Raw genomic sequence first — 12,494 nt, forward strand, 5'->3', positions numbered from 1 at the left:
GCACCTGAGAATCTCGAGATTCCGGGTTCGGCTCTTCGAGCCGCCCCGGAATGACGGTCTCTGTGACTTAAGGAAGCAATGACCGATCCCGGCGAACAGTTTTACCCCGAGGGCGTGCATTGGGACGACAGCATCGTCCAGGGTACGCTGCCTGACCTGCTCTCGACGGCTGCAGCGACCTACGGCGCGCGCACCGCGCTCGAGTTTCGCGACCGTCCGATCACCTATGCCGAGCTCGCAGCGCAAGCCGAGCGTGCGGCGGCTGCGTTCCTGCGCGCGGGCTTCGGCAAGAATACTTCTGTCGCGCTGTTCCTCGGCAATACGCCTGATCATCCCGTCAATTTCTTCGGCGCGCTGAAGGCAGGCGCCCGCGTTGCGCATCTGTCGCCGCTCGACGGCGAGATCGCGCTGACGCACAAGGTCTCCGATTCCGGCTCGCGTCTGCTGGTTACCTCGAACCTCCAGGCTTTGTTGCCAACCGCGCTGAAATTTCTGGAGAAGGGACTGATCGACCGCCTCGTCGTCTGCGAAGACGACAGCTGGGGCAAGATCAGCACGCCGCAGGCGGCCATTCCCGATGATCCCCGCATCATCACCTTCAAGGCCTTCGTCGAGGGCGCGCCGATGCCGGCACAGTGGCCGGCGGTTGCCGTCGATGACGTCGCGCTGCTGCAATATACCGGCGGCACCACCGGCCTGCCGAAGGGCGCCATGCTCACGCATGGCAATCTCACCTCGGCGGTCTCGATCTACGACGTCTGGGGCAAGCCGGCCCGCGCCGCGCGCGGTGATGTCGTCGAGCGCGTGATCTGCGTGCTGCCGCTGTTCCACATCTATGCGCTGACCGTGGTGCTGCTGTCCTCGCTCCGCCGCGGCAATCTCATCTCGCTGCACCAGCGCTTCGACGTCGAAGCCGTGATGCGCGACATCGAGGTCAAGCGCGCGACCTATTTCCCCGGTGTGCCGACGATGTGGATCGCGATCGCCGCGCTCCCTGATCTGGACAAGCGCGACTTCTCCTCGCTCACCGCGATCGGCTCCGGCGGCGCGCCGCTGCCGGTCGAGGTCGCGAGATTCTTCGAGAGCAAGGTCGGCAAGAAGCTGCGCAGCGGCTGGGGCATGACCGAGACGTGCTCGCCAGGCACCGGCCATCCGCCTGTCGGCCCCGACAAGCCCGGCTCGATCGGCCTGATGCTGCCCGGCATCGAGCTCGACGTCGTCTCGCTTGAAGATCCCGGCAAAGTGCTGCCGCCCGGCGAAGTCGGCGAGATCCGCATCAAGGGTCCGAATGTCACCAGGGGCTACTGGAACAAGCCGGCCGGATCTGCGGAGGCCTTCATCGACGGTCGCTTCCTCACCGGCGACATCGGCTATGTCGACACCGACGGCTATTTCTTCCTGGTGGACCGCAAGAAGGACATGATCATATCAGGTGGGTTCAACGTCTATCCGCAGATGATCGAGCAGGCGATCTACACCGTTCCAGGCGTGCACGAGGTGATCGTGCTCGGCATTCCCGATCAATATCGGGGCGAAGCCGCAAAAGCCTTCATCAAGCTCAGGCCGGAAGCAAAGCCGTTCTCGCTCGACGAACTGCGCGCCCAGCTCGCGGGAAAGATCGGCAAGCACGAGATGCCGGCGGCGGTCGAGTTCGTCGACGATCTGCCGCGCACGCCGGTCGGAAAGCTGTCGCGCCACGAATTGCGCCAGCAACAGAAACCATCAACGCAAACAGGAGGTCGCTCTTGACCGACGCCGTCATCGTTTCCACCGCCCGTACGCCGATCGGCAAGGCCTATCGCGGCATGCTCAACGCCACCGAGGGCGCGACCCTTCTGGGTCATGCGATCGGCGAAGCCGTTGCGCGCGCCAAGGTCGATCCGAAGGAGATCGAGGACGTCGTGATGGGCGCCGCGCTCCAGCAGGGCGCGACCGGCGGCAACATCGCGCGCAAGGCGCTGCTCCGTGCCGGTCTTCCAGTGACCGTCGCCGGCACCACCATCGACCGTCAATGCGCCTCGGGCCTGCAGGCGATCGCGCTGGCTGCGCGCTCGGTGATCTTCGACGGCGTCGAGGTCGCGGTCGGCGGCGGCGGCGAGTCGATCTCGCTGGTGCAGAACGACAAGATGAACGGCTTCCACGCCCAGGATCCGGCGCTGCTCAAGATCAAGGGCGAGGTCTACATGCCCATGATCGACACCGCCGAAATCGTCGCCAAGCGCTACGGCATCTCGCGCGAACGCCAGGACGAATATTCGCTGGAGAGCCAGCGCCGCACCGCGGCGGCCCAGCAGGGCGGCAAGTTCAAGGACGAGCTCGCGCCGATCACGACGCAGATGGCTGTCACCGACAAGGCGACCGGCACTGTCTCGATGAAGGACGTGACGCTGTCGCAGGATGAAGGTCCGCGTCCCGAGACCACGCTCGAAGGTCTCGCCGGCCTCAAGCCCGTGCGCGGCGACGGTTTCTCCGTCACCGCCGGCAATGCCAGCCAGCTCTCCGATGGCGCCAGCGCGTCCGTTATCATGAGCGACAAGGAAGCCGCCAAGCGCGGCCTCAATCCGCTCGGCATCTTCCGCGGCTTCGTCTCCGCCGGCTGCGAGCCTGACGAGATGGGCATCGGTCCGGTGTTCGCCGTGCCGCGCCTGCTCAAGCGTCATGGCCTCAAGGTCGACGACATCGGCCTCTGGGAACTGAACGAAGCCTTCGCGGTGCAGGTGCTGTATTGCCGCGACAAGCTCGGCATCGACCCCGAGAAGATCAACGTCGATGGCGGCGCGATCGCGGTCGGCCATCCCTACGGCATGTCGGGTGCGCGCCTGACCGGCCACGCGCTGATCGAAGGCCGCCGCCGCAAGGCGAAGTACGCGGTCGTCACCATGTGCGTCGGCGGCGGCATGGGTGCAGCGGGCTTGTTCGAGGTGTTGCAGTAGTTCGCCGTCGTTCCGGGGCATTCGCGTCAGCGAATGAACCCGGAACCTCGAGCCACAAGCTTCTGGATTCCGGGTTCGCGCTTCGCGCGCCCCGGAATGACGAATAGGGAATAACGTTTCACAGGAGGATCCGATGGATCTCGCATTCACGAAAGAAGAGCAGGCGTTTCGCGAGGAAGTGCGGTCATTCTTCCGCGACAACGTGCCGCCGGATACGCGGCGCAAGCTGGTTGAGGGCCGTCATCTCACGAAGGACGAGATGGTGACGTGGTGGCGCATCCTCAACAAGAAGTGCTGGGGCGTCAGCCATTGGCCCAAGCAGTATGGCGGCACCGGGTGGACCTCCGTGCAGCACTACATCTTCAATGAGGAGCTGCAGTCCTATCCGGCGCCGCAGCCGCTCGCCTTCGGCGTCAGCATGGTCGGCCCCGTGATCTACACCTTCGGCAACGAAGCGCAGAAGAAGCAGTACCTGCCGCGCATCGCCAATGTCGACGATTGGTGGTGCCAGGGCTTCTCCGAGCCGGGCTCCGGTTCGGACCTCGCCTCGCTCAAGACCAAGGCCGAGCGCAAGGGCGACAAGTGGATCATCAACGGCCAGAAGACCTGGACCACGCTGGCCCAGCATGCCGACATGATCTTCTGCCTCTGCCGCACCGACAACAATGCCAAGAAGCAGATGGGCATCTCCTTCATCGTGTTCCCGATGAAGTCGAAGGGCGTCACCGTGCGTCCGATCCAGACCATCGACGGCGGCCATGAGGTCAACGAGGTGTTCTTCGACGACGTCGAAGTGCCCATCGAGAACCTGATCGGCGAGGAGAACAAGGGCTGGGATTACGCCAAATTCCTGCTCGGCAATGAGCGCACGGGCATCGCCCGCGTCGGCGTTTCCAAGGAGCGGCTGCGCCGCATCCGCGATCTCGCCGGCAAGGTTGAAGCCGGCGGCAAGCCGATCATCCAGGACGCCGCCTTCCGCGAGAAGCTCGCGGCCTGCGAGATCGAGCTGAAGGCGCTCGAGCTGACCCAGCTCCGCGTCGTCGCCGACGAAGGCAAGCACGGCAAGGGCAAGCCCAATCCGGCCTCCTCGGTGCTGAAGATCAAGGGCTCCGAGATCCAGCAGACCACCACCGAGCTGCTCATGGAAGTGATCGGCCCGTTCGCGGCTCCTTACGACGTGCACGGCGACGACGGCTCCAACGAAGCCATGGACTGGACCGCCCAGATCGCGCCGAGCTACTTCAACAACCGCAAGGTCTCGATCTACGGCGGCTCCAACGAGATCCAGCGCAACATCATCGCCAAGGCGGTGCTGGGGCTCTGATTTTCTCCTCCCTCTCCTCGCACTTCGCGGGGAGAGGGCAGGGGTGAGGGGTTCTCTCCGCGCGACTTTTGTGACTTGAGGAAAAAGAGATGGATTTTGATTTGACCGAGGAGCAGCGGCTCCTGAAGGACAGCATCGACGGCCTGCTGACCGATTCCTACGATTTCGAGAGCCGCAAGAAGTACATGACGGAGAAGGGCGGCTGGAGCAAAGCCGTCTGGGGCAAGCTCGCCGAGCAGGGCCTGCTTGGCCTGCCCTTCAGCGAGGCCGATGGCGGCTTTGGCGGCGGCGGCGTCGAGACCATGATCGTGATGGAAGCGCTCGGCAAGGCGCTGGTGCTCGAGCCGTATCTGGCAACGGTGGTGATCGGCGGCGGCTTCCTGCGCCATGCCGGCACCGACGCGCAGAAGGCCGCGCATGTGCCTGGCATCGTCGACGGCAGCAAGACGCTCGCCTTCGCCCAGCTCGAGAAGAACTCGCGCTACGATCTGTTCGACGTCGCGACGACGGCGAAGAAGAAGGGCGACGGCTGGGTGATCGACGGCGAGAAATTCGTCGTGCTCAACGGCGAGAACGCCGACACGCTTGTCGTCACCGCGCGCACCAAGGGTGGTCGCCGCGATACCACCGGCATCGGCGTGTTCCTGGTTCCGGCGGATGCCAAGGGCATCACCAAGAAGTCGTACCCGACCCAGGACGGCCTGCACGCCGCCGACATCACCTTCACGGGTGTCGAGGTTGGCGCGGATGCGGCGATCGGAAATCCGGAAGACAGCCTCGCACTGATCGAGCGCGTCGTGGACGAAGCCCGCGTCGCGCTCTGCGCCGAGGCGGTCGGCCTGATGGATGAGTCGCTCAAGACCACGGTCGAGTACATCAAGACGCGAAAACAGTTCGGCGTCGCGATCGGCTCGTTCCAGTCGCTGCAGCACCGCGCCTCCGACATGTTCGTCGCGGCCGAGCAAGCCCGCTCGATGTCGATGTTTGCGACCATGGCTGGTGATTTCGAGAACGCCAGGGAGCGCAGCAACGCCATCGCCGCGGCCAAGGCGCAGATCGGCAAGTCGCTGAAGTTCGTCGGCCAGCAGTCGATCCAGCTCCACGGCGGCATCGGCATGACCATGGAGGCGAAGATCGGCCACTATTTCAAGCGCCTGACCATGATCGAGAACACGTTCGGCGACACCGATTACCACCAGCGCCGTGTCGCGGATTCGGGCGGGTTGATCTGACGCCTTGGCGTCATTCCGGGGCGCGCGCAGCGCGAACCCGGAATCTCGCGCCTCAACCTCTGGATTCCGGGCTCACGCGCGAAGCGCGTGCCCCGGAATGACGGCCTACAGGGAGCAACAACAATGAAAAACACCCCGTTCGATCTCACCGGCAAGGTCGCCGTCGTCACCGGCTCCAGCCGCGGCATCGGCCGTTCCTCCGCCGAGTTGCTGGCAAAACTCGGCGCCAAGGTGGTGGTCTCCTCCCGCAAGGCTGATGCCTGCAAGGAAGTCGCCGATGGCATCAATGCCTCAGGTGGCGACGCCACCGTCATCCCCTGCAACATCGCGCGCAAGGCCGAAGTCGAGGCGCTGATCTCGGGCGCCACCAAGCACTACGGCAAGATCGACATCCTGGTCTGCAACGCCGCCGTGAATCCGTATTATGGCCCGCTGCTCGACATCACGGATGAGGCCTTCGACAAGATCATGGGCTCGAACGTCAAGAGCAACATCTGGCTCTCCGCGCTGGCGATCCCGCAAATGGCCGAGCGCGGCAATGGCTCGGTCGTCATCATCTCCTCGATCGGTGGCTTGCGCGGCTCGACCGTGATCGGCGCCTACGGCATCTCGAAGGCCGCGGATTTCGCACTGTGCCGTTCGCTCGCCGGCGAATGGGGCCCGAAAGGCGTCCGCGTCAACTGCATCGCGCCCGGCCTCGTGAAAACCGATTTCGCCCGCGCGCTGTGGGAAGACGAAGCCAACCTCAAGCGCCGCACCGCCACCACCCCGCTCCGCCGCATCGGCGAGCCCGACGAAATCGCCGGCGCGGTGGCCTATCTCGCCTCGGACGCATCGAGCTTCATGACCGGCCAGACGATCGTGATCGACGGCGGCGTGACCACCGCGGCGGTGTAAGTTTTCTTCCCCTCTCCCCTTGTGGGAGAGGGTGGCCCGCCGCGGAGCGGCGAGACGGGTGAGGGGTATGACTCCACGAGCGCTCCTCTCGCGTTTATTCTTCGCGGACAGAAGGGCGGTTTGCTTCCCGCATCACACCTTGACCTTCGGCCTCCAATCCGCTCCCTTTGGCGCGACACAATGACCCCTCCCGGGGCACGAGCAGAGAAAACGCCAAGGTAGCCTCCCATGTCTTTCGTCCTCGCCATCGACCAGGGCACCACCTCCTCGCGCGCGATCGTGTTTCGCGGCGATATTTCCATCGCAGCGAAGGCGCAGCAGGAGTTTCCGCAGCATTTTCCGGCTTCCGGCTGGGTCGAGCACGAGCCGGAGGACATCTGGACCTCAACCGTGATGGTCTGCCGCGAGGCGATCGAGCAGGCCGGGATCGGCGCAAAGGACATCGCGGCGATCGGCATCACCAACCAGCGCGAGACCACCGTGGTGTGGGACCGCGCTACGGGCCAGGCCGTGCACCGCGCCATCGTCTGGCAGGACCGCCGCACCGCCGACATCTGCGCCAAGCTGAAGGCCGACGGCCGCGAGCCGTTGATCTCGCAGAAAACCGGCCTGATCATCGACCCCTATTTCTCCGGCACCAAGGTCGCCTGGATCCTCGACCACGTGCCCGGCGCGCGCGCCCGCGCCGCGCGCGGCGAGCTGATGTTCGGCACTGTCGATTGCTACCTGCTCTGGCGCCTCACCGGCGGCAAGGTGCACGCCACCGACGCCACCAACGCCTCGCGCACGCTGCTGTTCAACATCCATACCGGCCAGTGGGACGACGAGCTGCTCGAGATCATCGGCGTGCCGCGCTCGATGCTGCCGGAGGTGAAGGATTCCTCCGCGCGCTTCGGCGAGACCACGCCGGATTTGTTCGGCGGTGGGATTGCGATCTCAGGCATCGCCGGCGACCAGCAGGCCGCGACCATCGGCCAGGCCTGCTTCCGCCCGGGCATGATGAAGTCGACCTACGGCACCGGCTGCTTTGCGCTGCTCAACACCGGCACGACGCCTGTCGCCTCCAAGAACAAGCTGCTCACCACCATCGCCTATCAGCTCGACGGCAAACGCACCTACGCGCTGGAAGGCTCGATCTTCGTCGCAGGCTCGGCGGTGCAATGGCTGCGCGACGGTCTCGGCATCATCAAGCATGCCGCGGAAACCGGGCCTCTCGCCGATCAGTCGGATTCCATGCAGAGCGTCTATCTCGTCCCGGCCTTCGTCGGCATGGGCGCGCCCTACTGGAATCCGCGCGTCCGCGGCGCGCTGTTCGGCCTCACCCGCAACACCGGACCTGCCGAGCTCGCGCATGCCGCGCTGGAAAGCGTCTGCTACCAGACGTTCGACCTTTGGGCCGCGATGCGCGCCGATTGGCCGAGCTCGGAAGTGGCGAGCGTGGTGCTCCGCGTCGATGGCGGCATGACCGCCTCCGACTGGACCATGCAGCGCCTCGCCGATTTGCTCGACGCGCCGGTCGATCGCCCTGTGATCCAGGAGACCACCGCGCTGGGCGCCGCCTATCTCGCCGGCCTCAATGCCGGCGTCTATCCCGAGCCGACCAAATTCGCCGACAATTGGCGGCTCGAGCACCGCTTCAAGCCGAACATGAGCGATGCCACCCGCGAACGAAAGCTCGCCGGCTGGGCGCGCGCGGTGAAGGGCGTGCTCGCGAGCGACGAGGGCGAATAGGGGGGCTTTCTCCACCGACGATGGCGGAAGCGATCACGCTGACGCCGCGGTGAGTGTGTGGAGCACAGCGCATCCGCAAGCAACAGTGTCGTCCCGGCGAAGGCCGGGACCCATACGCCGCAGCCGAATTTATGAACGGCACTCGTCGTTCCAACGTAGCAAAACAACGAACACTCGTGGTTATGGGTCCCGGCCCCCCGCGCGCAATTGCGCGCTAGGCCGGGACGACACCTTTTATATGACCGCGGCGGCCGTCGCTCCCTCACTCACATCGTCTTCAAAAACTCCACCAGCGCCCGCCGTTCCTCTGGCGTCAACAGGCGGCCGATCACGCCGTCCTTGCCATTGTTGAACTCGTGCCCGGTATTGGTATTGCCTCGGATCCGTGTATCGAGCTCGAATCCGCCTTCCAATTTGTCAGTGCGATATCCTGCGTTATCAGGGTCATATTCGCGGTTGCCGAGGTAGAATTTCATCGGCCGCTCGCTGACTGGCGACAGCAGGGCATAGAGGTTCGGCACCGAGCCGTTGTGCAGGTAAGGCGGTGTTGCCCAGATGCCGTTGAGGGGACGCGCCTTGTAGGCCAATGGCGCCTGGATGCCGTTCTCGCGGTATCCGTTCAGCTCCTCGCGCTTCTCCGGCGTCACCGGAGGTGTCTGGCTGTCATACCAGTGCTTGATGGTCTTTTCGGTGACCTCGCCGAGCGCCGGGCCGAAATTGTCGGAGGCAATACCAAGCTCCCTGGGAACGGTGACCTTGCGATCCAGCATGTCCTGGGCCTGCGCCGGGTCGGTGCCGATCTTGCTGATGGGGACTTCAGTGACGTGGAGATAACGCTCGCCCGGATAGTGCTCCTCTTTCCTGTTTGATGGCAGCGACCAGCGGTCGGACGTCCAGAACGCGGCACTGTTCATCGGCGGCAAATGGCAGGCCTGGCAATGCTCCCCGTAGAGAGCCTCGCCCTGCGCGGCGAGCTTGGTGTCGATCGGCGGAAGCTCGGAAGGCCATTGCGGTGATTTCAATCCGGTGAAGCCTGTGCTTGCATTGGGTTGCTTGCCGGCCAGCGATTTCTCGATCCGGTCCAGGTTCATGATCTCGATGCCCGAGTTGTAAAGGCCGCCGGCCGGGCTTGTCAGATTGAGCATCGCGGAGACGCCCATGGCTTCACCGGCGTTGCGCACCATGGGCTGCTCGATCGATGAATTGTACTGGACCCAATCGAACCACGAGGCGTCCCAGATGCGCGGGAAATGCACCGGCGCCGATGTGGCGGCATAGTTTTCGGGAGTCTTGAGGTCGATCGCAAACACCTCGTTGCCGATGCGGTTCAAGGCGTCGAGCCTGCCATAGCCTTCGACCACGCTCTGCGGCGCGACAATGGCATCGAGATCGGACAGTCCCTTGCCTTGTGCCAGCACCTTGTCGAGTTGCGCGAGCAGCTGGGTCTTCTCCACCTCGCTGGGATTGGCTCCGATCACCCTTTCGGCAAACCGGTCGAAGCGGTAGGGCACGAAGCGCGTGAATGCCATCGAGAGGCCAAGCGCGGTCCTGAACTTGCCGAGGTCAGTGATGGCAGGGCCACCGTCGACCAGGAATTCGGTGCCTTGATAGGTGAAACGCCCGGTGTGGCACGCCGCGCAGGTCAGCCCGATCCTGGACATGTCGGCATAAGGGGCCCGTGGATTCCTTCAGGGTTTTGCGGTGGCATCGACCATCGCCTTGCCGCGCGCCATGCCGATGGGCAATCCGAGCTTGGAATCGGACGGATCGGGAATGAATCCGAAACGGTCGAGATATCTGGGGTCGCTCAGCAGTCCCACCGGCCGCAGCGACATCTCCGGCTGCTCGAGCGCCATGAACCATTCGTAGGGGATGTGGAAGGTCGCCGTTCCCTGATCGGCGTGATGGATCCAGTCGCGCTGGTCCGTCCAGTTCTGGTCGAGCCAGCGGGTGTTCCGGACAGCAGGGTATTCCGGCAGGCTCACCCTGATCCCGTCATAGGCCTTTGAGACATAGGGGTAGCTCATCACGCCCGCGATCACGACGATCGCGGCAACAATCACCGAGAAGAGCAGGGCCAGTGAGCCGACGATGGAATTCGGTTTCCACGCCATGGTGTTCTCCATCAAATCATGAGGTCGTATTCGCCGGGGACTCGGCAAGCGATCGCAACGCCGCGATCCCGGGCAGGAAGAAATATTCGCCGCCGCGCGTGGTCACGAACGCAGGCAGGTTCTGCAATCGACGCCGCGGCGCGCCGGCACGCGGGATCGTGAAGCTTCCGCTTCCGTCATTGCCGCCGATAACAGGGTCCTTGTCGTTGCCGAGGCCGGCGAAGTCGCCGTCGTTGATCCAGACCTTCTGGACGAACTCGAATTGGCGGGCGATGTCGGCGTTGACGAGCAGCATGATGGCGCCGCGCTCGGCGCCGTCATCGGCCGCAGCATCCGCTGGCAAGCGCGAGCCATAGGGCAAGCCCTGGCGCAGCAGCCGATGCCGGTGCACCGATGCACCATTCGGGCCCGTCAGTCCCGAGCGCGGGTTGAGGCGGCGCACGTGGGCGCCGATCGGGCAATTCGTCCCCTTGAGATCGTCGAGATATGTAAAGTCGTTGTTGCGATGGGGATCCGCCGCAAGGGTGGGGTCGTCCCGCTCTGCTGCCAGGGCCAGCGGCGCGCCGCTTTGCCAGCGTCCCATCATCTTCGCCGCCAGCAATGCGACATCGGTGTCGTCGCTGGCGCAGCGCCGCAGATAATCCCTGTAAGCAAACACATGCTGGTGCAGCTTGCGCAACGCCACGAAGCTGCCGTTGCGGCAGAGACTTGCGGGGCTCGGCAAATCAGGGACGGCCCCCGTCTCGTCGGGCTGCCCGAGGACGAACTCACCGGCCCTCAGGGCTCGCCAGCCGCCTGAGTCGGGAACGCCCGCACCCGGCATCACAGGGTCGCCGCTGCCCTCGATCGCGGGCTGCGTCAGTCCGTCACGATAGCCGAAATGCTCGATCGCGACGGGCTGGCCGTCCGGCCCGGGCAGCAATTGCGCATCGATGGCAACGCGCGCAGTCAGGCCGTTGTCAGCGATATCAGACAGCAATGCTGTCGAAGTGGCATCGCGGTCGGCCATGGTCATCGCACTGACCACGACGAGCGCGTGCACGTCCTTGTCGAACGGTGCGTCCCACCGCGCCGGGGCGCTGTCGCCGACATCGCCGAGCCTGTCGGCGCGCGCCGCCATTCCCTGGCTGAATTCCTGCGGGAAGCTCTGCAGGCTGGGCTGCGGCGTACCGATCGCCGCCAGCCCCTGCCACGACAGGGCGACGTTGAGACCGAGCGAAGGCGATGCGTCCAGGCCCGCCACGGTGATGCATCGCCCGGCGATATCGCCCAGCCATCGCCGGGCGCGCGCCGGGTCGCTCACGTCGAGCAGATGATATCGCGCGAACGGGAAGCGATACGCCCGCATCGCCATGCCCTGGATATCATTCCGATCCAGATCGCTGGCATCGGACCGGGCAGGCATGTCCGTCAACCGATCTGGTCGAGGAACTTGTCGAACTTGCCCTTCCAGTCCAGCGCCTTGTTGATGTCGGCGACGGTCGAGTTCGGATAGGCGCAATAATAGCCGGTGGTTTCGATCGCAGCGCCGAGAATGTAATCGCGCAGCTTTGGATAATCGCGCGCGCCTGGATAGCCTTCGCAATGGCCCCAGATCGCGTCGATCCCATCGGGAGCCCGCTCGGCGAAATCGCGCATATAGTCTTCGACGTCGCCGTCGAAATTCGTTGCAAACAACAGGCGCGTGTCATTGTCGAAAATGACCCAGCGCACGATGTGGATGGTCCCGAGCGACGCGATCTTGCCGCCGTTCGCGGCGGTCAGGCCCTGAAGCGTCCTGCGGAGGGGGGCGGCATGGTCGGGAAGGATCTTGGTGATTGCAGTCAAGGCGCTGATCTTACCCATGGTCAGTACAACACTCATGGCAATTCCTCCCTGTTGTCCGCCTGAGCCGTTGCAAACGGATCAGTTGCGGCGTGGCTGCATCTCGTCCCCCGGTTGATTCACAAATGCATATTACCATGTTTGCAACTAGAGTGTGTGACTTGCTTCACTCTAAGCATGTCGCGATTGTAGCGTGATGCGACGCAGCTCTCTCCGCTCACAATGATGAAGGTGAGCGTCGCTTACCTGCTCTGGCCGCGTGTCGTGAAATAAGGTCTCGTCATCAGGATGAAGCGCAGCGCAATCCGGGATCAGTCTTTCACCGTGGTGCGCACGATGCGACGGCATTGGCGCTGCGCTGCTCGGCCGCTTGCGGGCGGGGCGATCGCAGATGACCTTTTCAAGTTTCGCGCAGGCCGTTCCCCACGTCATGGCCGGG

Annotated in this window: 10 protein-coding genes; 6 read left to right on the forward strand and 4 right to left on the reverse strand. The window is 64.3% G+C overall.

Translation table 11 applies throughout. The annotated features are described in order from the left end of the window. The first annotated feature begins 78 nt into the window (after positions 1–78). The 6 genes from pimA (at position 79) to glpK (ending at position 8,117) form a co-directional block, all read left to right on the forward strand. Entirely contained in the window at positions 79–1,749 is a 1,671-nt protein-coding gene (pimA, locus tag Q0687_RS01335; RefSeq protein ID WP_298871183.1) for a dicarboxylate--CoA ligase PimA, read from the forward strand. Beyond that, a complete protein-coding gene (locus tag Q0687_RS01340; RefSeq protein ID WP_298871185.1) occupies positions 1,746–2,933 on the forward strand; it encodes an acetyl-CoA C-acyltransferase in 1,188 nt (395 codons plus the stop codon). The genes pimA and Q0687_RS01340 overlap by 4 nt, the downstream gene beginning before the upstream one ends. A 133-nt stretch (positions 2,934–3,066) precedes the next feature. Next, positions 3,067–4,257, forward strand: a complete 1,191-nt coding sequence (pimC, locus tag Q0687_RS01345; RefSeq protein WP_298871187.1) for a pimeloyl-CoA dehydrogenase large subunit — start codon at positions 3,067–3,069, stop codon at positions 4,255–4,257. An 89-nt stretch (positions 4,258–4,346) separates the two neighbouring features. Beyond that, a complete protein-coding gene (pimD, locus tag Q0687_RS01350; protein WP_298871189.1) occupies positions 4,347–5,489 on the forward strand; it encodes a pimeloyl-CoA dehydrogenase small subunit in 1,143 nt (380 codons plus the stop codon). 123 nt (positions 5,490–5,612) lie between these two features. Beyond that, entirely contained in the window at positions 5,613–6,386 is a 774-nt protein-coding gene (locus Q0687_RS01355; protein WP_298871191.1) for an SDR family oxidoreductase, read from the forward strand. Between the two features lie 228 nt (positions 6,387–6,614). Next, positions 6,615–8,117, forward strand: coding sequence for a glycerol kinase GlpK (gene glpK / locus Q0687_RS01360; RefSeq protein ID WP_298871194.1), 1,503 nt, complete (start codon positions 6,615–6,617; stop codon positions 8,115–8,117). Between the two features lie 266 nt (positions 8,118–8,383). Here the strand turns inward: glpK and Q0687_RS01365 are convergent, their stop codons facing one another. Genes Q0687_RS01365 through Q0687_RS01380 form a run of 4 tightly spaced genes read right to left on the reverse strand, consistent with a single transcriptional unit; the run spans position 8,384 to position 12,094 of the window. Beyond that, positions 8,384–9,778 carry a di-heme-cytochrome C peroxidase gene (locus Q0687_RS01365; protein WP_298871196.1) on the reverse strand — a complete coding sequence of 465 codons (1,395 nt, stop codon included), beginning with the start codon at positions 9,776–9,778 and terminating at the stop codon, positions 8,384–8,386. 27 nt (positions 9,779–9,805) lie between these two features. Then, positions 9,806–10,231, reverse strand: coding sequence for a hypothetical protein (locus Q0687_RS01370; RefSeq protein ID WP_298871199.1), 426 nt, complete (start codon positions 10,229–10,231; stop codon positions 9,806–9,808). A 16-nt stretch (positions 10,232–10,247) separates the two neighbouring features. Continuing rightward, entirely contained in the window at positions 10,248–11,636 is a 1,389-nt protein-coding gene (locus tag Q0687_RS01375) for a Dyp-type peroxidase (protein ID WP_298871201.1), read from the reverse strand. A gap of 5 nt (positions 11,637–11,641) precedes the next feature. After that, complete coding sequence (locus tag Q0687_RS01380; protein ID WP_298871203.1) at positions 11,642–12,094, reverse strand: hypothetical protein; 453 nt, start codon at positions 12,092–12,094, stop codon at positions 11,642–11,644. Between the last annotated feature and the right edge of the window lie 400 nt (positions 12,095–12,494).

Source organism: uncultured Bradyrhizobium sp. (assembly GCF_936928535.1).
Taxonomy (GTDB): Bacteria; Pseudomonadota; Alphaproteobacteria; order Rhizobiales; family Xanthobacteraceae; genus Bradyrhizobium.

Bases quoted from the DNA above. Each gene is read 5' to 3' on its own strand.
- pimA (WP_298871183.1), top strand. From the start codon at position 79: ATGACCGATCCCGGCGAACAGTTTTACCCCGAGGGCGTGCATTGGGAC.
- pimC (WP_298871187.1), top strand. From the start codon at position 3,067: ATGGATCTCGCATTCACGAAAGAAGAGCAGGCGTTTCGCGAGGAAGTG.
- pimD (WP_298871189.1), top strand. From the start codon at position 4,347: ATGGATTTTGATTTGACCGAGGAGCAGCGGCTCCTGAAGGACAGCATC.
- Q0687_RS01355 (WP_298871191.1), top strand. From the start codon at position 5,613: ATGAAAAACACCCCGTTCGATCTCACCGGCAAGGTCGCCGTCGTCACC.
- glpK (WP_298871194.1), top strand. From the start codon at position 6,615: ATGTCTTTCGTCCTCGCCATCGACCAGGGCACCACCTCCTCGCGCGCG.
- Q0687_RS01365 (WP_298871196.1), bottom strand. From the start codon at position 9,778: ATGTCCAGGATCGGGCTGACCTGCGCGGCGTGCCACACCGGGCGTTTC.
- Q0687_RS01370 (WP_298871199.1), bottom strand. From the start codon at position 10,231: ATGGCGTGGAAACCGAATTCCATCGTCGGCTCACTGGCCCTGCTCTTC.
- Q0687_RS01375 (WP_298871201.1), bottom strand. From the start codon at position 11,636: ATGCCTGCCCGGTCCGATGCCAGCGATCTGGATCGGAATGATATCCAG.
- Q0687_RS01380 (WP_298871203.1), bottom strand. From the start codon at position 12,094: ATGAGTGTTGTACTGACCATGGGTAAGATCAGCGCCTTGACTGCAATC.